Below are 20,330 nucleotides of genomic sequence, written 5' to 3'. Positions count from 1 at the left end.
CGCCCTCCTTAACCTAGATAGTTTTTAGCAAATGTCGTTCTATAAACTTTACTACATCTTCTAGGCATATTTCTTCTGACTCAAAAACCTTATTTCCAATATGTTTGTGATCAGGAAAAGTTTTTATATGAAAATGATGAGGAGAATTATCCCATCTTACAATGAGGTTTCCTTCTTTATCTTGCCAATGGAAAGAATACTTTCTTTTGCTATTTAAAAAAATATATTCTCGAATATGTAGAACCGAACCGTCTATAAATTCAATTTTAGCTACTAATCCTTTAGCTCTTCCAAATTTTTTATAGTCTTTTATTTCATACTTTTTTATGATATTTTTAAAATCGTTAACTATTTTGTAGAACACTTTTTAACTCTTCAAGTTTTTGTTTCCAATAGTTATATCCTTCAATAGCAAATTCCCAAGCCATTAAATCATCATATGCTGTAAAATTTTCTTCAGAGCTTTCGTATTCTTTTTTGAATTCTTCAAAGCTTTTTTGATATTTTTTTTGAAAATACTGCATTTCTTCTTCAAACTTTGATATACGATATAAAATTTCCGTAAAAAGATAGTCTTTAACAATTTCCTCTAAACTTCCGATGTTTAATTCTGCAAGAAGTGGTTTTAGTTTCTCTTCTATAGAAGAAAGATGCATAGCGCCCTCCTTTAAGGAGAAAGGAGCCCTGGAAAAAGTTCTCCCAGCCCCCTTGCCATATATTCAACGGAAATTACCGCAAGAATCAAGCCCATAATGCGCACGAATAAATTAGTTCCAGTTTGCCCTAGCATTTTGGCAATGCGAGCCGCATTGGAAAACATTAAAAAGCTTATTAAAGCTACGGTAAAAATAGCAATAATTACTTTGAAGCGGAGGATAAAATTAGCTTCTCCGGCGGTAAAGACCAAAATAGTGGTTATCGCACCAGGACCTGCCAAAATAGGAACACCTAGAGGGACAATAGCGACATCTTCTTTTTGGCGGCTTTCTTCTTCCTCCTCGGGAAGACTTTTAGTGGCTCTTGGTTGTGCCTGAATCATCTGAAGGGCAATCAAAAGAAGAATAAGCCCTCCTGCTACCCTGAAAGAAGCAACCGAAATATCAAAATAAAGCAGAAGACGATCTCCTAGGAGAGAAAAAGCTGTCAACACCAGAGCCGCTACCACGGAAGCCTTAAGCGCAACTTTTTTCTTGCGCTCCGGGGGAAGTTTTTCAGTCAGCCCCAAAAAAAGCGGGATGCACCCGATAGGATCTACAATGATGAAAAGAGGGACAAAAATATGTAAAAATCCCTTTAAAATTTCCATTTAAGATGGTTTTTCTCTTTCGCCTCGCAAATAAAAAAATCCGCCTACCAGCCCGCCGAGTAAGGAAACCCCATAAGTTAAAAAGCCAAGGGCAATGCCTACTTCGGTAGGATACCCTAAAAGTTTCAAAAAGTAAGCTAGGGTTCCTTCCCTAATACCCAAGCCCCCTAAGCTTAAGGGAAGGCTCGCAAGGATTCCCATTAAAGGAATTATCAGGAAAAACTTGGCCAACGGGACTTCGATGTTAAGGCTCCTCCCAAGCAAATAGAGGTGGATATTGTAAAGAACCTGGACAGCAAGCCCAAGGCCTACCAAAACAAAAAAAGTGGGCAACCGTGTTACAGAAGTTGCGGTGGTAAGGAAATAACTTGCCCACTTTTTGCGAAAAAAGCCGGCAAAGAGCGCCGCAAAAGTCCCGAAAAAAAGGGCTGAAGCGCTAAACCAAAGCAAAATGTGCCTTGGTTTTTCGGGCAAAAAATCGCCCTCCAAGGGGACAAAAACTGTGAGCAGGATTAGGGCCCCCATGAGGCCAAAAATCCGGTCGTAAAACACGCTAAAACTTGCTACGGTTTTACTGGCCCCTTCTTTTACCAGGTAGAAGACCCTGATTACGTCTCCGCCCAAAACCCCTGGCAAGAAAGCGTTAAAAAACATGCCGATAAAGTAAATTTTTCCGAAAAAGAGAAAATTTTTGCGATATCCCAGGGCTTCGGTAATTTTTTGCCAGCGGTACGCACTAACTATCTGGAACACAAAAAAAACCAGGATGGAAAAGCAAAGCCATTCAGGGAGGACTTTTTTAAAAGTGGTGACAAGGGCGTTAAAATCTGTTTGCCGAAAGAGATAGTAAAGAAGTCCTGCACTTACCGTTAACTTAAAAAAAAATGACAGATATTTTTTCACTTAATAACCTCACGGACGCTGTAAATCCTTTTGCCAGATGATTCGTAATAGGTTCGCATGACAAGCTCTGCCAAAAGACCCGTACCCACTAGATTAATTCCCGTCACAATGAGAAGTACTCCCAAGATCAAAAGGGGCCTTTGGCCGATGTCCTGGCCGTAAAAAAACTTGAGGATTGTCAGATAAAGTTCGATGCCAAAGCCTGCCAGAAAAAGAAGGCCGCCTGTTAAACCAAACATATGCAAAGGTTTGGTAGCAAACTTCCTGAAAAAAATCATAAGAAAAAGATCAAGCAGTACCCGATAAGTCCGTGAAATGCCGTATTTGCTCTTGCCAAACTTTCGGGGATGGTGGGTTACTTCGATTTCAGTGATGCGTGCCCCAGAGAAGCTTACCAGCACGGGAATAAACCTGTGAAGCTCTCCGTAAATGGTAACCCCCTTAATCACTTCAGCGCGGTAGGCTTTAAGGGAGCAACCATAGTCGTGGAGTTTTACCCGGGTTAAGCGGGATATAAGCGCATTTGCCATCATGGACGGCAACTTTCGCGAAAGAAAGGGGTCTTTCCGGTCTTTGCGCCAACCCGAGACAACATCGTAGCCTTCTTCTATTTTGGCCAAAAGTTTGGGGATATCTCGGGGGTCATTCTGTAAGTCCCCATCCATGGTAACGATTACTTCGCCCTGGGCGTGATCAATGCCTGCGGTAAAAGCCGCACTCTGTCCAAAGTTTTTGCGCAAGGCAATTATCTTGAGCCAGGGATAGCGGGGTTTTAGTTCCTTTAAAATGCTAAGGGTTTTGTCCTGTGAGCCGTCGTCCACAATTATCACTTCAAATGTTTTACCAATCCCCTTTAGGGCGTTATCCAGGCTTTCTAGCAGGGGCTTGATATTTTTTTCCTCATTATAGACGGGAATAACTACCGAGAGGTACGGTTTTTGTGACATTTTTGTTTCACCTTTTCTATTTCTGTGATGATGCGTTCAAGGACTTCGTCTGGGCTAAGATAGGAACTATCTATCTCGATAGCGTCTCCGGGTTTAATCAAAGGGGCCACTTTGCGCATGCTATCTCTTTCATCGCGCCTTTTGATGTCTTCCAGGACTTTTTCATAAGAAACCGGCAATCCTTTGGCTTTCTGTTGTTCATAGCGCCGTTTAGCTCGGGTTTCAGGGCTTGCGGTGAGGAAAAACTTCACCTGGGCGTCCGGGAAGACTTCGCTTCCCATGTCCCTTCCTTCGGCCACAATAGCGCCGTGACGGCCTATCTCGCGCTGTCTTTCCTGAAGGGCCTTTCGCACCTCGGCAATGCTTGCCACTCTTGAGGAAAGTTCGTCTATTTCAGGGGTGCGAATGGCCTCACTTACATCTTCCCCTTCAAGGAAGACCTTTACGCCATCTTCCGCCGGGTGAAGCTCAAAGGAAAGGGTTTTAGCAAGTAAGGATATGGCTTTTTCATCCTCAAAAGAAAGGCCTTTTCGCCTGGCTGCAAGGGCTACCACGCGATACATGGCCCCGGTGTCGAGATAAAGGTAGCCAAGTTTTTTAGCAAGACGCTTGGCAATGGTGCTTTTGCCAGCTCCTGCCGGGCCATCAATGGTGATGATAAGCCCTTTAGGCTCCACTCAAAACCTCCTTTAGCCTTGCAAGAAAGAATTCGTTTTCCTCCGGGGTGCCAATGCTTATGCGTAAACAAGTGGGGAAGCCGTATGCTTCCATACTCCTTACAATGACCCCTTTACGCAAAAGGGCTTCGTAAAGGGGGCGCGCTTCTTTTTTGGTGTTTACCAAAATGAAGTTGGCTTGGGAGGGATAGGGTTCAAAGCCAAGCTCTTCAAGGGCTTTAAAGAGCTTTTTTCGTTCAGAGGAAAATGTTTTTAATATCCCGGCAAGATAATCTTCGTCTTTAAGGGCTGCTTCAGCAGCTACCTGGGCCAGGAGGTTCACGTTAAAGGGCTGGCGGATGGCGTTAAGCACCATGGCAAGTTCTTTTTTCATGATGCCGTAACCAATGCGTAAGGCCGCAAGCCCGTAAGCCTTTGAAAAAGTGCGCAGGGTAACCACCGGAGGCTTGCCATCTTTGAGCAAGAGCCCGTTTGCGATTTCTGGGTCTTCGTTGAACTCCCTGTAAGCCTCATCAAGAACTACCACGATGTTTTCCGGTAAATCTTTTATAAAACGTTCAAAGTCGTGGTGGTAAATAATACTTCCGGTGGGATTATGGGGGTTATCAAGAAAGATGATTTTTGTCTTTTGAGAGACTTTTTTAGTAAAATTTGCAAGATCATGGCGGAAATTTTTAAGGGGGATTTTGGTTATTTGCCCGCCACTTGCCTGGACAAATTTTTCGTACATCAAAAAAGAAGGCTCACTCATCAGGGCTTCGTCTTCGTAGTCGATAAGGGCTTTTACTAAAAGCTCCAGGACTTCGTTTGAGCCGTTTCCCAGGACTATCTCTTCGTAGTGAACCTGAAATTTTTGTGCAAGTGCCGTTCTTAAGTTGTAGGCCCCTGCATCAGGATACCGGTGAAGCTCTGAGGCTGCGGCTATGATGGCCTCTTTGGCTTTGGGAGACGGGCCAAAGGGATTTTCATTTGAGGCAAGTTTTACGATTTTACCTTCAATGCCAAGTTCACGACGCAACTCTTCAATGGGTTTACCAGGAGGATAGGGTTTAAAATCTTTTAAGTACGGCTTGATCATACTCGCTCCTTAAAAAAACACTTATTGGTACGAGCCTTACTTCTTCGCGCAGAAGTTTTTCGCACATTTTTAACCCTGCCAGGGTATCACGATGTGGATGCCCTATGGCAATGGTGGGTGAATGCCTTGCTTTTTTTATGAGAAGTTTAACGGCCTGGCATACCGCTTGAGGCCCCCGCTTGTGATCCAGGAAAACGTGCCTTTCCGCGAAGGGAAGGGCAAGTTCTTCAGCTACTTTGGGGATTTTAGTCTTGGCGGTGGTACGACTGTCAATATAAAAAAGCCCAAGGGCTTTTACTTCTTCAAGCAGCCAGCGTACGTGTTTTTTGTCCTCGGTGAAAAGAGATCCCATATGATGATTGACTCCAATGGCATAAGGGACTTTAGCAATCATTTTGCGCACCTGCTTTTTTAACGCTTCCTGGGAGGTGCGCAAGGTTATCACCCCGCTTTTGTCATGCACTTTTTTAGCCTGTAAGGGGAGATGAACTAAAACTTCATAGCCTCTGGCATGGGCTTCGGTGGCAAGCCTTCTGGTAAAAGGGGCGTTCGGCAGGAAAGAAAAGTTAAGCACCAGGCCAAGCTCAAAAAATTTCCTTTCAAGTACTGGATTTTGCCCCATGTCATCAATAATAATGCACGCCATGGGCAAAGTTTTCTTAGGGGGAGCCTTTTGGGGGCTGGGATGAGTCGTTTCTTTTTTTATCGGAAGAATCTTCTTAGTTTTTTCAGGCGGTTTTATAGGCTTTCGTGTGGTTTTTAGCGGTCTTAACACCCATAAGGCCGCAAGAATGGCCGTTAGTAACAAAAGAAATAAAAAAGCCCACCCCAGGGCCGATGGGGCGGGCTTTTTGGTCCTTTTTTTCTTGGCCATTAGTTGGTCTTGATTTCAGTTAGGATTTTCCAGCTTTTGAGAATGCGCAACGCCTCTTGAAATTGATTGTCGTACTTAAATCTTTCTTTGTTCCAGGAAACATTCCAGGAATTTTCTTTTTCCTTTTGCTTTTCTTTCTCTGATTTTTGGTTTTCCTGATTCTGTTCTTGAGGCGTGCCTTCGTCTTGCTTTAAGTTTCCGTTTTCAAAGTGATGGGCCAGGTCTTTTTCACGCAAGGCCCTTCTTTTTTCGGCCTTTTTAAGGCATTCAGGATCAAGGAAAGGAACTTTGATGTCTGGTTCAATGCCTTTGGCCTGGATAGAACGCCCGCTTGGGGTGTAATAAAGGGCAGTGGTAAGCCTTACCGCTGAGCCGTCAGGAAGCGGAATGATAGTTTGCACTGAGCCTTTTCCAAAAGTAGGCATACCAACCAGCACTGCCCGGCGATGGTCCTGAAGGGCACCTGCTACGATCTCAGAGGCCGAAGCACTGCCTTCATTTACCAGCACTACGATAGGGTAGGGGTGTTTGCGCGTATTGGGCGTGGCCTCAAAGCGCATGTTTTGTTGTTTAATACGGCCTTTGGTGTAAACAATAAGGCCCTTGTCGATAAATTCGTCCGCAACCCTTACCGCCGCGCTCAGGAGCCCGCCAGGATTGTTACGCAGGTCTATGATAAGACCTTTCATGGGTTTGTTTTCTTTTTCAAGGGCCTTAAGCGCTGAGACAAGTTCTTTGGGGGTTTTTTCCTGAAAATTACTTATGCGGATGTATCCGTAACCAGGTTCAATGGTGAAGTACTTGACACTTTTTATGGGGATAACATCCCTAACCAGGGTGATTTCTTTTAGTTCGTGCCAGCCTTCACGCAAAATAGAGATGGTGACCTTGGTGCCCTTTGGGCCACGCAAAAGCTTAACCGCTTCGATGAGGCTCATCCCTTTGGTGGGTTTACCATTTATTTTGATGATTTTGTCCCCGGGCTTAAGGCCTGCTTTCCAGGCAGGAGTTCCTTCAATAGGGGCTACCACCGTGAGTATGCCGTCGCGGATGGTGATCTCAATGCCGATCCCTGTAAAAGAGCCCTTGGTTTCAATCTCAAGTTCTTTGAAATCATCGGGCTTTAGGAAAGAAGAATGGGGGTCAAGGTTTGAGAGCATCCCCTGAATGGCACCGTAAATAAGCTCTTGAGGGTCTGGTTCTTTTACGTAGCTTTTTTCTACAAGATCTAGTACCTGGCTAAAAAGGCGTAACTGTTCGTAAATATCTTTTTGGTCTTTTTTGGTTGATGCGGAAAGAATTGTTTTCCCCAGAAAAGTTCCCAGTAAAAAAACAACTAAAATCGCCAAAAAAACTGCTGAAAAAACCTTTTTCTCTTTCATGGGCACCTCACGGTAAAAAATTTAATTTGTCGGTATCAAGCCAGTCCAAGGGGTTAAGGGGTTTGCCTTTGTAGCGCAACTCGTAGTAAACATGAGCTTTGCCAAAGGGGGCCTCTCCCACATAACCCAGGACTTCACCTTTTTTAACAAAATCTCCGAGCTCTTTTTCAACCTTACCCAAACCACCGATAACAGACAAGAAATTATAACCGTGATCTAAGAAAATAATGCTTCCCTGGCCGGCCACAAAAGAAATTTTGCGAATTTTTCCGCAAAAAGGAGCCACTACCGGAGTCATGGCAGGCGCTGCGATGGTAATGCCCTTATTAAAGTGCTTTTCATGGGTGGTTTGGTCGATTTCTAACCCGTAAAATTTGATAACAGTCCCAGGAACAGGTGGCAGCAAAGAACCTTTGGCCTCAAAAAGAGGAATAAAGTTTTGGTTCTCTTCTTTCTCTCTTTTGATCTCTTCAACGCGGCTTCTGGTGGCCTCAAGTTCTTTGCGCGTTTTTTCTAGCTCTTCTGCCATTTTGCCAATGGCAGCATAGGCAGCCTGAAGCATTCTTAGGGTTTCCGCATAAAGCCTTTTATTGCGCCTGACTTCTTCTAAAAGGGCTTGTTTTTCTGTTTTTAACCTTTCCAGAACAAGCTTATCTTCCTGGTATTTTTCTTTAAGAGCGTTTAGTTTTTCTATCTCTTTTTGCAGAAGGGATTTTTTTCTCTCAAGGGCGAGCTTTTCTTGATGAAGGCGTTTGGCTATTTCCTGGTCATGTAGAAAAATCAAATTTACGTATTCCTGTTTGCGCAGAAAAGAAGAAATATCCCCAGGGGATAGGATGAGATTTATCCAACCTACTTTTCCCATGGTAGCTAGTTTTTCAAGGCGTTTGTAAAAGCGTTTTTCAAGTTCTTTTAATTTTTCTTCCCGTAGGCGGATATCATGGGATAACTGGTAGAGAATGAGCTCTTTTTTGGCAATTTCATCTTCCAGTTGCTCTATTTCTTGATTTTTTTGGTTTATTTTCTGGGCAAGGTCTTCTAGTTGGGTAAGGATTTTTTTTTCTTTAGCGCTAAGTTCTTCCAAAATAGCAGATTTTTCGGAAAGTTCCTGCGGAGCCAGGTTTTCGGAAAGGGCCACGGTGCAAGGCGCTATTAGTAGCGCAAATAACGCCGTGAGGCCCAATAAGATCCTGCCATGCAAAGTGCGATCACCCCGATTGTGATTATCGTAAGATGTATTTCGTTCCAAAAAAGTAGCTTCCCAGAAAAGCCCGGGAAAAATCCTTTAATTGCGTCTTCAAGATATATTTTTAAAGTATAGACAAGCCCGGTAGCAAAGGCAGAGGCCAAAAGCCCTTCTATGGCTGCGATTAAAATAACAGGCCCTTGTATAAAACCAGGTGTAGCACCCACCAAGGAAAGAATTTCTAGTTCCCGTTCGCGCTGAGCTAGCGAAAAGCTCACCACTAAGCCGATAACAAAGCAGGTGGCAAGGCCAACCAACAAAAGCCCTGAAAGGGAAAAGATTTCAAGAAAACGCTTTATGTTGGCAAGGCGCATCAACCAGCTTTTGGCAAATTGTACCTTAAGAACCACGGGGTTTTGCGCAATTTCAGCAGAAAGTGCTTTTAGTTTCCCGGCAGCCTCAAATGGGTCTTTAAAAGAAACCAAAAGAACAGGGGGCAAAAACTTCGCTTCCACCCCTGAAAGAAGCTCTTTTTCTTCGAAAAGTTGTTTTAGATCCTCAAGGACTTTTTCAGGGGGAACAAAAGAAACTTTCGCCACTAACGGATTTTTTTCTAATTGAAAAATTAGATTTTGCGCCGCAGTGAAATTCGTCTCAGGTTTAAGATAAACATTTAGCACCAACTCTTTCGCTACTTCTTCGGTAAAATGAACCAGATTGAAATAAATAAGCCCAAAGAAGGAAAACACCGTAAGCCCTAGCGCAATAACAAGGGTTGAGGCAAGATAGGCAAAGGCCGCGGCACGAAATTCTTTTATGGTGCGTGAAAGGAGCTTTTTCACGGATTAAGAAGCCTCCCTTCATCTAGGACTAATACCCTGCGATGGCGATCCACAAAAAGGGCTTCATCATGGGTAGCAAGAATGATAGTGGTGCCTTCGGCGTTTAAGTCTTCGAATATTTCCATAACTTCTTCGGTACGGCGAGCATCAAGGTTTCCGGTAGGTTCGTCCGCTAAAAGCAGCCGCGGACGGTTGATAACCGCACGCGCTAGGGCTACGCGCTGTTTTTCGCCACCAGAAAGCTGCCTTACTGGTTGGGCTTCTTTTCCAGAGAGCCCAAGTCGTTTTATCAGTCGAAGCACCCTGTGTCTTATTTCGCCCTCAGGTACTCCCTGAATTTCAAGAGAAAGGGCGATGTTTTCAAAAACACTTCGGTTTTCAAGGAGTTTGAAATCCTGGAACACAAAGCCTATCTTACGGCGAAGGTAAGGTATTTCTTTGCGCGAAAAGCTAGATAAAGGCCTTCCCTCAAAATATATTTCTCCAGAAGTAGGTTTTTCTGCACGGAAAATAAGATTAAGAAGCGTGCTTTTCCCTGAACCACTTGGCCCGGTAATAAAAACAAATTCCCCCTTGGCTACTGAGAAAGTAATCTCATCAAGGGCCTTGATGTTAGGTTCATAGACCTTAGATACCCGTTCAAGACGCAAAAAATCTTCCATCAGCCGCGATTATAGCAATCCTTTTTGGTCTGGCAATGCTTCTTTCTGCTCAAAGTTTTTAAATGGCTAATATGCTTTCAATAGTATCGGGATGTTTCTCAAATTTTCTGAATAATTATCATAGACTTTTGCAATTTGATTTTGAGGATCCGTTCCCATTTTTCGGGACGAAAGATAGGAACGGATCTCCTGAAGCAATGTTAGCTGAAAATACCCCTTATTGATGTTTTTATTTTGCATTCTTATCAAAAAAGATAATGGATTAATCTTACAATAAATGGGGTAGTTAAAAAACTCATTAAAATCCCTAGACTTACAGAACTGACTGCTAAATTATGGTTAAGTTTATATTTTAAAGCGAGCACAGCGGTAAATATCATAGTGGGCATAGAAGCTTCTAAAATAGCAACTTTAAAGGGGAGTCCAGAAAGACCTAGCATTTTTCCAATGAGAATAGCTAAAAAAGCGCCTAAGAAAATTTTCGTTGTTTCTATAAATAGGCTTCTTTTAAAATAAAGTCCGATTTGTTTTAAATCCACTGATAAACCTATTGCGAATATTATTACTGGAAAAATTGAGGGAATGACAAATTCTATAGAGTCCCAAACTAGCCTAGGTAGATTAAAGCTTCTTAGAAGAAAACCCAATACTAATCCCCATGCCGGAGGAAAAGAAATAAATTCTTTGACATTTAATTTCCCTACGGCAATAAAAAAGCCCACAGTTAAAACAAATACAAAAGAACCTAAGGTGTCATATACTATGGCATAGTGAAGACCTTTTTCGCCAAAGAAGTTGAAGGTGTAGGGATAGCCCAAGAAGGCTGTATTACCAAATGAGATGACTAAAAGCCATGTTTTTAGATTTTCGTTTTTTAGTTTAAATAAAAACTTTCCAGTAAGGTATCCTACTCCTATTAAAACAGAAGTTACCAACCAGCAGGTTAAGATTAACTTGAAAAAATTAGCGCTTATATCGATATTGTAAGCGCTTTTAAAAGCTATGGCAGGCAGGGCAAAATATATGACATAGTTAATTAACGCTGTTGAATGACCATCATGAAAAATTTTCTGTCTTTTTAAAAGATAAGCACAAATAAAAGGGACAATGATTTTTACCATATCTCCAAAGCATAATAAAAAATTTCCATCTGCAAACGTATCAGAGTTGCAAGGGATCCGTTCCTTATTACTGAGAGTTTTTTGGCCTACATTGCTCCGTTCCTATTTTTCGAAAAATAGGAAGGGATCCAAACGCACCGGGTAACAGGGTTCTCATGTTACTAGGAGCGTAAAACAGGAGACACTTGAACAATGTTACTGCGAGCGCCTTTTTGCGTGTCATTGCGAGGCACGAAGTGCCGAAGCAATCTCATGAGATCACCCAGGCGTACAAGTCGCCCCGTGATGACGGGTTTGTGAGGGATCACGCGGGCGTCCAAGTCGCCTCGCGATGACACCTTTGACGGATAAAACATGCCCCCTAATAACTCCGCGACCCTCATTGTTTCAATTTAAGACTTATTTGAAGATCTCCGATTTTAATCCAAGGAAAGGAGGGCCTATGGCAAAAATAGATGCTTTTTTAAAGCTCATGGTGGAAAGTGGAGCTTCTGACCTCCATATGGCCGCGGGTAACCCGCCCCTTATGCGTATTCACGGTGACCTTCAAAGGGTCAAATACAAAGTCCTTGAAAATGATGAACTCAAAGCCATGCTTTATGAAATAACGCCAGAGGAGCGTATCAAGGTCTTTGAAGAAACAGGAGATATTGATTTTGGTTTTGAGCTCCCTGGGCTTGCGCGGTTTCGTGTAAATCTTTTTCAACAAAAAAACGGCGTAGGAGCTGTTTTTAGGCTTATCCCTTCAGAGGTGAAATCGGCAGAAGAACTAGGCCTTCCCTCAATTCTTACCAAATTAGCAATGCTTCCCAAGGGCCTGGTGCTTGTTACCGGGCCAACAGGCTCCGGTAAATCCACAACCCTTGCTGCCATTATTGATTATGCCAACAAAAACCGTCAGGATCATATTTTGACCATCGAAGATCCTATCGAATTCGTTCATAAATCATATGGTTGTCTGGTGAACCAAAGGGAAGTCGGGGTTCATACCAAAAGTTTTGCCGCGGCGCTTCGTTCTGCCCTTCGTGAAGACCCGGACATCATCATGGTAGGCGAAATGCGAGACCTTGAAACTATCTCCCTTGCCATAGAGGCCGCCATGACCGGTCACTTGGTATTGGCCACTTTACATACCTTAAATGCTCCCAAGACCGTTGACCGTATCATTGAGATTTTTCCCCATGCCCAGCAACCACAAATCCGTTCGACACTTGCTGATGCGCTTCGTGCGGTAGTTTCTCAGACCATGTTCAAACGCATTGACAGACCTGGTCGTGTAGTGGCCTTTGAAATTCTTATTGCCACACCTGCGGCCAGAAATCTTATCCGTGAGGGTAAAACCTATCAGCTTCCTTCGGTTATCCAGACAGGTAAACGATTTGGTATGCGAAGCCTTGATGACTCCATCATGGAACTCTTACAAAAAGGCCTTATTTCTCCCGAAGAAGCAGTTAACAAAGCCGTCGATAAGGCCAGGTTCTTACCCCTTGTAAAAGGAAAAGAGATATCTGACTTTACTGAGGTGGCGGTATGATAAGACCTGCTGAGGTTATCGAACTAATTTCGCGCTTAGCGCGCACCAAAGAAAGAATAAGCGACCTTGTTTTCACCCCAGGAAGACCCCTTCAAGTTGCAGCAGACGGGCGTCTTACCCCGGTAAAAGTTTCTTCTTTTCCTCTGCAGGAACTTACCCCTTTTCAGACAGAAGTTCTGGCCCTTGCCCTCATTGGGAAACAAAAACGCCTGCTAAAAGACCTATTGCTCACCGGTTCTGCGGATTTTTCCTATCACCTCCCAGATGGCACCCGTTTTAGGGTAAATGTCTTTTCTTCCCAAGGGGCTTATTCCATTGTTATGAGAAAGCTTGCTTCAAGCCCTCCGCGCATTAAAGACCTGGGGCTGCCTACGGCATGTTATAAGATTGCCAAGGAAAAAGCAGGCATTGTTTTGGTCACTGGTGCCACAGGCCAGGGTAAAACCACCACCCTTGCGGCTATTCTTGAAGAAATAAACCACACCGAGCCTGTTCACATCATTACCCTTGAAGATCCGGTGGAGTATGTGCACACGGCTGCTAAAGCTACTTTTAACCAGCGTGAGCTTGGTCGCGATTTTGATACTTTTGCAAGCGGGTTGCGTGCGGCTTTGCGTCAGGCGCCCCATGTAATCCTGGTTGGTGAAATTCGAGATCGCGAGACCATGGAAGTTGCCCTTTCTGCGGCAGAAACAGGGCATCTTGTCTTTTCCACCATGCACACTATCGGTGCAGGAAACACCATTAACCGCATTCTTGGCTTTTTTAATATTGACGAGGAAAGGCAGATTCGCATGCGTCTTGCAGACACCATCCGCTGGATAGTGGGGCAAAAGCTTATCCCCAAAAAACAGGGCGGACGTGTGGCCATTTTTGACATCCTTTACAACAACATCCGGGTGAAAGAAACCATTATCCACGGCGAAGACGAAAACCGAACTTTTTATGACATTATGAGTAAAGGTTCTCCTTATTCCATGCAGACTTTTGACCAACATCTCCTTTACCTTTACGAAAAAGACATAATTGACGAGGAAGTAGCCCTTGCTTACTGCCACCGCCGTGATGTGGTGGGCCGCGGTATTGATTTGATAAAAACCAAAAGAGGGGAAAGAACAAGCGACCTTGAAGAAACCCTTACCGTTGAAATCGAATCCAGGAGGAAATGGTGAGCGAAGTAAGATGCACCAAATGTGGGAAACGCTACCAATTAAAAGGAGAACGCGAAGATCTGACTTTTTTGTCCCTTCCCTGTCCCGAGTGTGGTGGAGCCCTTGAAAGCGTTGAAAGTCTAAGCGAACCTACCTTTTTGCTTGACAAACCCCTTGCTCTTGTTTTTTGGGAAGGCGATGGTGATAGAGCCGCTTTTCTAAAAAAGCTAACTCAGAGCGGCTATGAAGTACGCACCATCAAGAAACCTTCGTTGTTGAATCAATGGCTCCGCTTTAACACCCCCGCGCTCATTGTCTTTGTTACGGAAGACGAAAATGCTATCAAGCCATATCTTGCTATTTTGAATTCTTTGCCCATGCCTGAGCGTAGGCAGATGTTTGTGGTATGGATTTCTTCTCGTGCAAGGACTCTTGATCCACGCCTTGCCTATCTTAAAAGCATAGAAATGGTCATGAACTCTTCTGATCTTGAACGCTTTGCCGATGTTCTTGAGCGGGGGCAAAAAATCTGGAAAGACTTTTATACCCCTCTTAAGCAGGTAGAAGAGGCCCTTGGCAAAGAAATTTAACTTGCTTTTTTAAATACTAAGACTTATCTATCCCTAAAAAGCTGATAAGAGGGAGGAGGTATATGTCGCAGAGTATCAAAAAGGCGGTTCTTCCTGTGGCTGGGCTAGGAACGCGCTTTTTACCCGCTACAAAAGCCATTCCCAAGGAAATGCTTACGGTGGTTGATCGTCCTACCATCCAATATATTGTTGAAGAAGCCGTAACCTCAGGCGTCAAACAAGTTATTTTGGTCACTGCTGCTGGGAAGTCCGCCATTGAAAACCACTTTGACTATTCCTACGAACTTGAATCATATCTGGAGGCAAAGGGCAAATATGACCTTTTAGAAGAAGTGCGCAGGGTGACCAATCTTATTGAAGATATTGTTTCTGTGCGCCAGAAAAAACCCCTTGGCCTAGGACACGCCATTTACGTAACGCGCCATGTGGTTGGAAGGGAGCCCTTTGCAGTGCTCTTAGGAGATGACTTAGTAGATGCTGAGCCCCCGTGTCTTAAGCAGATGCTTGAGGTGTTTGAGCGTTTTAAGGGCCCGGTTATTGCGGTTCAACGCGTGCCCAAAGAAGATGTTTCCCGTTATGGTATCGTAGCCGGCGAAAAAGTCGGTGACGGGATTATCAGAGTGCGGGAGATGAAGGAAAAGCCGGCTCCAGACGAAATAGACTCTGACCTTGCCATCATTGGCCGCTATATCTTGATTCCAGAAATCTTTGATTATCTTGCCAAGACAGAACCCGGTGTAGGCGGTGAGATTCAATTGACAGACGCCCTTTCCGCCCTAAAAGACGATTATCCCGTTTATGCATACGAATTTAAGGGTACCCGCTATGATGCTGGGGATAAGTTTGGTTTTATGCAAGCGGTGATAACTTTTGCTTTAAAACACCCCCAACTTGGCGAAAAGGTGAAAAATTACCTGAAAGAGAAACTTAAAGAACTTGAGTAACATGCCCAAGGAAGAAAAGGGCAGGGCAGTTGATGTGGTCCTGCCCTATCGTTTAAAGCCCCTTACCTATCGTTTCAAAGAAACTATTCCAAAAGGCGTAAGGGTCCTTGTTCCTTTTAAAAATACCCAGAAGATAGGCCTGGTATGGGGAGAGGCAACTTTTGCTGGAGACCTTAAAGAGATAACAGAAGTAATCGATGGGGCCCCTCTTGTTCCTGAAAGACTTCTTTCTTTTTTAAAATGGGTTGCTGATTATCATCTAGCCCCTGAAGGTGAAGTCATCAGATGCGCCATACCAGCAAGCTTTTTTCGGCTCCCCAAAAGAAGAAAAATCGAAAAAATCGAAGAAATTGCTGAGCAAGTTCCTTTAAGCCCTGGCTATCATTCAAGTCTTTATTTTTTTGAAAAACTTAAGCTGCGGGCGGAAAAACTCTTTGAAAAAGTAAAGACCTCTCTTGAAAAAGGCCCGGTGCTTTTCCTTGTCCCTGATAGGGAGCTTCTTTTTTATTATGCGGAAATATTAAAAAAAATGTCCCCCCTTCTTTATTACGGAGATCTAACCCCTGCAAAACGCAAAAATATGTGGCTTCATGTTTTAAAGGGAGATGCGCGACTGGTCATTGGCACGCGCCTTGCCCTTTTTTTGCCTTTTAAAAACCTTTCTCTCATCGTAGTGGAAGAAGAGGAAAACCAGGGATATAAGCAAGAAGAGGGTTTCAGGGCCAATTTTCGTGACCTTGCCCTTATGCGTGCTAAGCTTGAAGAAACAGAAATTGTTTTGGCTTCAGGGGCACCTTCGGTTAAGAGTTACTATTTTGCCAAAACCGGCCGCTATGGTCTTTCCTCGGGAAAAAAGCCCCAAGGAGAAATAAAGCTTGTTGACCTTAGAGAAAATAAAGGCCTTTTTTCTCAGAAACTTATTAACGCCTTGCGAAAAACACTAGCCAGAAACAAACAGGCCCTTCTTTTTTTAAATATAAAGGGGTACGCCCCCCATGTGCTCTGCGAAACATGTGGGCACGTTTTTGATTGTCCCAGGTGTCATGTGCCTCTTCACTACTTTAAAACAAAAGGCATGCTTAAATGCCCTTATTGTGCTTATAAAATAAAAGGTTTTCCCCTTTGCCCTTCCTGTAGTGGCGAAGTTTTAAAGACCCTTGGGGTGGGAACAGAACGCCTCGAAGAAATTTGTGCGAAATTCTTTCCACAAGCCAGGCTTGCACGCCTTGAGAGTGAAGAAGGCGATTTTTCACCAGAAGAAACAGACATTTTGATTTGCACTGCCAAAGTGGGAAGGTTTTCTCCTCTTCCTCGCCTAGGGCTTGTTGCGGTGGTGCTTGCAGACCAGCTTCTTTCTCAGGCAAGTTATCTGGCAGCAGAAAAATCTTACCAATTACTTAAAAAATTAAGCTTAATAGCGCATAATAACGAAAAATTTGAGTTTTTAGTGCAAACATATAGACCTTTTCATCATGTTTTTGCTGGCTTAAAAGAAGGTTATGAGGCCTTTTTTGTAAGAGAACTTGAGTTCAGACATTTACATAAATTTCCGCCTTTTGGCAGGGTAGCAGAGCTTATTCTTGCGACTAAAAGGGAGATTCTTGAAGAGATTCCAGCTTTTTTAGAGCCCTTGTTTCTGAATATGGGACTAGAATTTATTGGCCCTCTTTTTAAGAGTTTGCGGGGTAAGGAAAAACTTCATTATCTCGTGGTGGCGGAAAGGAGTCAAGAACTTCACGAAGAGCTTCTAAAGGTTGAGAATGAACTCAAAAGCCGGTACGGCAATCGTTTGAGGCTGGTGATTGACATGAGTCCCCTTTAGGTTCTTCTTGCCAATAATCCCAGCAAAAAGTATCATGCATAAACTATATGGAAGATGATAAATTTTTACCGTCTTATACTAAAAGCCAAAAAAAACTAATAGGAGAAAAGATGGCTGTCCCTCGCTTTGGAACCCAAGGTCGTGCCCAAAGAGGCGCACCTTCCCAGCAAACCCTTATCAACTTTGACTTAACCCCTGAGGATTTAGAAAGTTATCTTGACGAATACGTTATTGGCCAAAAAGAAGCCAAAGCCGTACTTGCCACCAAGATCTGCACCCATTTCCGCAGGGTGCGTTACATGCTTGAGCGGGGAGGGCGCTTTCAGGACGCAGGTTTCGTGAAGAATAACGTCATCATGATAGGGCCCACCGGTGTTGGGAAAACCTACATGGTAAAGCTTTTGGCCCAAAAGCTCGGCGTGCCTTTTGTAAAGGGAGACGCCACTAAATTTAGCGAAACAGGCTACGTGGGTGGAGATGTTGAAGACCTGATACGGGATTTAGTCCATGAAGCCGAAGGTGATATCGAAAGGGCCCAATTTGGCATAGTGTATCTCGACGAAATAGACAAGATTGCATCTTCAGGGAGCCTTATAGGGCCTGATGTTTCGCGTACAGGGGTTCAGCGAGCGCTTCTCAAGCCACTTGAAGAAACTGAAGTTGACTTAAGGGTGCCGCATGATCCGGTAAGCCAATTAGAAGCCATTGAACATTATCGCCGCACAGGGCAACGCAAACGCCGCACTATTAACACCCGCTATGTGCTTTTTGTGGTCTCAGGTGCTTTTGGAGGGCTTGAAGAAATTATCAAAAAACGCCTGCACAAGCAGGGCCTTGGTTTTATGGCTGAGGTGGCCTCTAAACACGACGCTGAGGTCAATTATTTTCGTTTTGTTAAAACAGAAGACCTAATCGAATACGGTTTTGAATCTGAATTTGTAGGGCGTCTTCCGGTGATCACGGTCTTTGATCCGCTCACTGTTGATGACCTTTACGAAATTTTGTGTAATCCCAATAGCTCGGTAATTGTCAACAAAAAGCGGGACTTTCGGGCCTATGGTATTGAGCTTGTTTTTGAGGACGAAGCCTTAAAACTCCTTGCCATTCAAGCAGAAAAAGAAAAAACAGGAGCAAGGGCCCTTGTCCGTGTTATAGAACGAGCCCTTATACCTTTTGAAAAAAGGCTTCCCTCTCTTAAGGCCAGGTTTTTGGTGGTTACCAAAGAACTGGTAGAAGACCCCCAGGCTATGCTTAATAAGCTTGAAACTTCTTTTCGGGAGAGAGAGTGGGAAGAAAGATACCATCGTGCTTTAGAAGAAGAAACTGAAAGGATTAAGCGCTTCATCGAAGCCCGCCAAAAAAATCTTATGCGCACCAAGGGATTGAAACTTACACCTTCCCGCATGGAACTTGCCATTGCCCTTCACCGGCGCGATGATCTTGATCTTCACCAGGCCCTGGATGAGCTTTTCATTTTGTTGCGTCAGGTAAAAAATTACGAAAGAAGTTTTGAAAGGCGCACGGGATTTAAGGTTTCTTTTTCAGATGAAGCTCTTGATTTAGTACTAAAGCATATTATTGAAAGAGATCAGGGAGTTTACGCTTATTGTGACCGTATTTTGAATTTGCTTGAGTATGGCTTAAGGCTGGTAAATGAAAGAACCGGGCGGGTGCAATTTGTGATTCCTCCCGAGGCGGTTGAACAACCAGAGGAATATCTAAACCGCCTGGTAAGACAGACTTATTACACCAAAACATCATGAGAAAAGTTCTTTTAGCCCTGGCAGACGCGTTAGCCATTGATTTTGAACGCATTTTACGGGAAGAAGCGGTTGAAGTGGTAAGGGCTTCTGATGGTCAAGAACTTCTTGATTTGGCTAAAGAACTCTTGCCAGACCTTATCATCCTAGAAAGAAAGCTTCCGGTGTTAGACGGTCTTTCAGCGATTTTGCTCTTAAAAAACGATCCTCAGACAGAGAAGATCCCTGTAGTTGTAGTTTGTGAGTGCAAAGAAAAGCAAGAAGAAGACGCTACTGACGCCGGATGTGACGCTTATCTTACCAGACCCCTTAATCCTGATAAAATAAAAGAAATCATAAAAAATTACGTGAGGTGATAAAGTGATAGGAATCTCTAAGCTTTATTGTGGCACGGTAGAAGCTTCTGATCCTTTGCGTTATGGGCGTCGTGCCAAAGATTTACCTTCTCATCTGCTACAGTTTTCCAAGGATAAAAAGCCTGTTGTAGTCTGGAACGTCACCAAACGCTGCAATTTGCGCTGCATTCACTGTTATGCCCATGCCACGGCAAGTGCCGACCCGGACGAGTTAACTACTAAAGAAGGCATGACCTTGATAGAGGACCTCGCCCAGTTTGGCTCCCCGGTGCTTCTTTTTTCAGGTGGCGAGCCTCTTATGCGTGAAGACATATTGGACCTCATCCACAAAGCTGTTTCTTTGGGCATGAGAGCAGTTCTTTCCACCAATGGTGTCTTGATAGACAGACCCCTTGCCCGGGAGTTAAAAAAGCTTGGACTTTCTTACGTAGGGATTAGCCTTGATGGCCTTGAGGAAGTACATGACAAGTTTCGCGGAGTAAAAGGGGCCTTTGCCAAGGCTATGGAGGCCGTGGAAAACTGCCAGGCTGAAGGGATAAAGGTAGGCCTTAGATTCACGATAAACCGCTTAAATGCCCAGGAAATTCCGAAAGTTTTTGATCTGGTAGAAGAAAGAAACATCCCGCGCATTTGTTTTTATCATCTCGTTTACGCCGGTCGCGGCACAAAACTCATGGAAGAAGACTTAAATCACGAAGAGACCCGCTATTGGGTGGATTACATCATCGATCGTACCAAAGAACTCCACGACAAAGGCCAAAAAGTAGAAGTTTTAACGGTAGATAACCACGCTGATGGTCCGTATCTTTATCTGCGCATGAAGCGCGAAGGCAACCCGCGGGCTGAAGAGGTCCTTGAACTCCTTCGCATGAATGGAGGGAATAACTCTGGAGTTGGGATTGGTTGCGTTTCTTGGGATGGTTCGGTACATGCGGACCAATTCTGGCGCCATTATTCTTTTGGCAACGTGCGTGAGCGCCCCTTTAGCGAAATCTGGATGGATACCAGTGACCCCCTTATGGCTAAACTAAAAGAAAAATGGAAACACGTAAAAGGTCGCTGTGCTAAATGCAAATTTCTTGATTGTTGTGCAGGTAACTTTCGGGTGCGTGCTGAGGCCGCCACTGGAGACCTCTGGGCCCCTGATCCTGCCTGCTATCTTACAGACGAAGAAATAGGGATTGCTTAGTAAAAA

General features: G+C 44.0%; 21 protein-coding genes. 8 read left to right on the top strand and 13 right to left on the bottom strand.

The features are described 5' to 3' along the window. Positions 1 to 13: 13 nt before the first annotated feature. From H528_RS0101220 to H528_RS0101160, 13 genes are all read right to left on the bottom strand, one after another. Complete coding sequence (locus H528_RS0101220) at positions 14 to 364, bottom strand: toxin-antitoxin system TumE family protein (RefSeq protein ID WP_022852535.1); 351 nt, start codon at positions 362 to 364, stop codon at positions 14 to 16. Further along, the gene (locus H528_RS0101215; protein ID WP_022852534.1) at positions 345 to 656 is read right to left on the bottom strand and encodes a hypothetical protein; all 312 of its coding nucleotides are present in this window, start codon (positions 654 to 656) and stop codon (positions 345 to 347) included. The genes H528_RS0101220 and H528_RS0101215 overlap by 20 nt, the downstream gene beginning before the upstream one ends. A gap of 11 nt (positions 657 to 667) precedes the next feature. Continuing rightward, positions 668 to 1,306: a MarC family protein gene (locus H528_RS0101210; RefSeq protein ID WP_022852533.1), complete on the bottom strand. Its 639-nt coding sequence runs from the start codon at positions 1,304 to 1,306 to the stop codon at positions 668 to 670. Further along, positions 1,307 to 2,209: a lysylphosphatidylglycerol synthase transmembrane domain-containing protein gene (locus H528_RS0101205; RefSeq protein ID WP_022852532.1), complete on the bottom strand. Its 903-nt coding sequence runs from the start codon at positions 2,207 to 2,209 to the stop codon at positions 1,307 to 1,309. After that, positions 2,206 to 3,156, bottom strand: coding sequence for a glycosyltransferase family 2 protein (locus H528_RS0101200; RefSeq protein ID WP_022852531.1), 951 nt, complete (start codon positions 3,154 to 3,156; stop codon positions 2,206 to 2,208). Before H528_RS0101200 ends, H528_RS0101205 begins: the two co-directional genes overlap by 4 nt. Next, entirely contained in the window at positions 3,129 to 3,833 is a 705-nt protein-coding gene (cmk, locus tag H528_RS0101195; protein ID WP_022852530.1) for a (d)CMP kinase, read from the bottom strand. The genes H528_RS0101200 and cmk overlap by 28 nt, the downstream gene beginning before the upstream one ends. Then, positions 3,823 to 4,911, bottom strand: a complete 1,089-nt coding sequence (gene hisC / locus H528_RS0101190) for a histidinol-phosphate transaminase (RefSeq protein ID WP_022852529.1) — start codon at positions 4,909 to 4,911, stop codon at positions 3,823 to 3,825. The genes cmk and hisC overlap by 11 nt, the downstream gene beginning before the upstream one ends. Then, a complete protein-coding gene (locus H528_RS0101185) occupies positions 4,883 to 5,557 on the bottom strand; it encodes a divergent polysaccharide deacetylase family protein (RefSeq protein WP_169352754.1) in 675 nt (224 codons plus the stop codon). The genes hisC and H528_RS0101185 overlap by 29 nt, the downstream gene beginning before the upstream one ends. Before the next feature lie 227 nt (positions 5,558 to 5,784). Next, on the bottom strand, positions 5,785 to 7,167 hold the full coding sequence (locus tag H528_RS0101180; protein ID WP_022852527.1) for a S41 family peptidase: 1,383 nt from the start codon (positions 7,165 to 7,167) through the stop codon (positions 5,785 to 5,787). Between the two features lie 7 nt (positions 7,168 to 7,174). Next, complete coding sequence (locus H528_RS0101175; RefSeq protein ID WP_157608062.1) at positions 7,175 to 8,305, bottom strand: murein hydrolase activator EnvC family protein; 1,131 nt, start codon at positions 8,303 to 8,305, stop codon at positions 7,175 to 7,177. 14 nt (positions 8,306 to 8,319) lie between these two features. Continuing rightward, entirely contained in the window at positions 8,320 to 9,195 is an 876-nt protein-coding gene (locus H528_RS0101170) for a cell division protein FtsX (RefSeq protein ID WP_022852525.1), read from the bottom strand. Next, complete coding sequence (ftsE, locus tag H528_RS0101165; RefSeq protein WP_022852524.1) at positions 9,192 to 9,857, bottom strand: cell division ATP-binding protein FtsE; 666 nt, start codon at positions 9,855 to 9,857, stop codon at positions 9,192 to 9,194. The genes H528_RS0101170 and ftsE overlap by 4 nt, the downstream gene beginning before the upstream one ends. 245 nt (positions 9,858 to 10,102) lie before the next feature. Further along, entirely contained in the window at positions 10,103 to 10,978 is an 876-nt protein-coding gene (locus H528_RS0101160) for an AEC family transporter (RefSeq protein ID WP_022852523.1), read from the bottom strand. A 442-nt stretch (positions 10,979 to 11,420) separates the two neighbouring features. On the opposite strand from H528_RS0101160, the gene H528_RS0101155 reads away from it, so the two are divergent. The 8 genes from H528_RS0101155 to ahbC all read left to right on the top strand — a co-directional run bounded on the left by H528_RS0101155 (position 11,421) and on the right by ahbC (position 20,324). After that, a complete protein-coding gene (locus tag H528_RS0101155; RefSeq protein WP_022852522.1) occupies positions 11,421 to 12,512 on the top strand; it encodes a type IV pilus twitching motility protein PilT in 1,092 nt (363 codons plus the stop codon). Next, complete coding sequence (locus H528_RS0101150) at positions 12,509 to 13,684, top strand: type IV pilus twitching motility protein PilT (protein WP_022852521.1); 1,176 nt, start codon at positions 12,509 to 12,511, stop codon at positions 13,682 to 13,684. The genes H528_RS0101155 and H528_RS0101150 overlap by 4 nt, the downstream gene beginning before the upstream one ends. Continuing rightward, a complete protein-coding gene (locus H528_RS0101145; protein WP_157608060.1) occupies positions 13,681 to 14,253 on the top strand; it encodes a hypothetical protein in 573 nt (190 codons plus the stop codon). The genes H528_RS0101150 and H528_RS0101145 overlap by 4 nt, the downstream gene beginning before the upstream one ends. Positions 14,254 to 14,315: 62 nt before the next feature. After that, positions 14,316 to 15,197 carry a UTP--glucose-1-phosphate uridylyltransferase GalU gene (galU, locus tag H528_RS0101140; protein ID WP_022852519.1) on the top strand — a complete coding sequence of 294 codons (882 nt, stop codon included), beginning with the start codon at positions 14,316 to 14,318 and terminating at the stop codon, positions 15,195 to 15,197. Position 15,198: 1 nt separating this feature from the next. After that, positions 15,199 to 17,019, top strand: a complete 1,821-nt coding sequence (priA, locus tag H528_RS0101135) for a replication restart helicase PriA (protein ID WP_022852518.1) — start codon at positions 15,199 to 15,201, stop codon at positions 17,017 to 17,019. A gap of 47 nt (positions 17,020 to 17,066) precedes the next feature. Next, positions 17,067 to 18,782 carry an AAA family ATPase gene (locus H528_RS0101130; RefSeq protein ID WP_022852517.1) on the top strand — a complete coding sequence of 572 codons (1,716 nt, stop codon included), beginning with the start codon at positions 17,067 to 17,069 and terminating at the stop codon, positions 18,780 to 18,782. Next, the gene (locus H528_RS12100) at positions 18,779 to 19,135 is read left to right on the top strand and encodes a response regulator (RefSeq protein WP_022852516.1); all 357 of its coding nucleotides are present in this window, start codon (positions 18,779 to 18,781) and stop codon (positions 19,133 to 19,135) included. Before H528_RS0101130 ends, H528_RS12100 begins: the two co-directional genes overlap by 4 nt. 4 nt (positions 19,136 to 19,139) lie before the next feature. Beyond that, entirely contained in the window at positions 19,140 to 20,324 is a 1,185-nt protein-coding gene (gene ahbC, locus H528_RS0101120; RefSeq protein ID WP_022852515.1) for a 12,18-didecarboxysiroheme deacetylase, read from the top strand. Positions 20,325 to 20,330: the final 6 nt, after the last annotated feature.

The organism is Thermodesulfatator atlanticus DSM 21156, assembly GCF_000421585.1.
Classification (GTDB): Bacteria; Desulfobacterota; Thermodesulfobacteria; order Thermodesulfobacteriales; family Thermodesulfatatoraceae; genus Thermodesulfatator; species Thermodesulfatator atlanticus.
The sequence above is the reverse complement of the archived record's forward strand: the minus strand, read 5'-3'. Positions and strand labels throughout refer to the sequence as shown.

What these genes read in the sequence shown, in the direction of transcription:
- H528_RS0101200 (WP_022852531.1), bottom strand. Translation starts at nt 3,156, where the DNA reads ATGTCACAAAAACCGTACCTCTCGGTAGTTATTCCCGTCTATAATGAG.
- H528_RS0101160 (WP_022852523.1), bottom strand. Translation starts at nt 10,978, where the DNA reads ATGGTAAAAATCATTGTCCCTTTTATTTGTGCTTATCTTTTAAAAAGA.
- H528_RS0101130 (WP_022852517.1), top strand. Translation starts at nt 17,067, where the DNA reads ATGGAAGATGATAAATTTTTACCGTCTTATACTAAAAGCCAAAAAAAA.
- hisC (WP_022852529.1), bottom strand. Translation starts at nt 4,911, where the DNA reads ATGATCAAGCCGTACTTAAAAGATTTTAAACCCTATCCTCCTGGTAAA.
- H528_RS12100 (WP_022852516.1), top strand. Translation starts at nt 18,779, where the DNA reads ATGAGAAAAGTTCTTTTAGCCCTGGCAGACGCGTTAGCCATTGATTTT.
- H528_RS0101155 (WP_022852522.1), top strand. Translation starts at nt 11,421, where the DNA reads ATGGCAAAAATAGATGCTTTTTTAAAGCTCATGGTGGAAAGTGGAGCT.
- H528_RS0101150 (WP_022852521.1), top strand. Translation starts at nt 12,509, where the DNA reads ATGATAAGACCTGCTGAGGTTATCGAACTAATTTCGCGCTTAGCGCGC.
- H528_RS0101180 (WP_022852527.1), bottom strand. Translation starts at nt 7,167, where the DNA reads ATGAAAGAGAAAAAGGTTTTTTCAGCAGTTTTTTTGGCGATTTTAGTT.
- galU (WP_022852519.1), top strand. Translation starts at nt 14,316, where the DNA reads ATGTCGCAGAGTATCAAAAAGGCGGTTCTTCCTGTGGCTGGGCTAGGA.
- H528_RS0101210 (WP_022852533.1), bottom strand. Translation starts at nt 1,306, where the DNA reads ATGGAAATTTTAAAGGGATTTTTACATATTTTTGTCCCTCTTTTCATC.
- ftsE (WP_022852524.1), bottom strand. Translation starts at nt 9,857, where the DNA reads ATGGAAGATTTTTTGCGTCTTGAACGGGTATCTAAGGTCTATGAACCT.
- priA (WP_022852518.1), top strand. Translation starts at nt 15,199, where the DNA reads ATGCCCAAGGAAGAAAAGGGCAGGGCAGTTGATGTGGTCCTGCCCTAT.
- H528_RS0101215 (WP_022852534.1), bottom strand. Translation starts at nt 656, where the DNA reads ATGCATCTTTCTTCTATAGAAGAGAAACTAAAACCACTTCTTGCAGAA.
- H528_RS0101185 (WP_169352754.1), bottom strand. Translation starts at nt 5,557, where the DNA reads ATGGCGTGCATTATTATTGATGACATGGGGCAAAATCCAGTACTTGAA.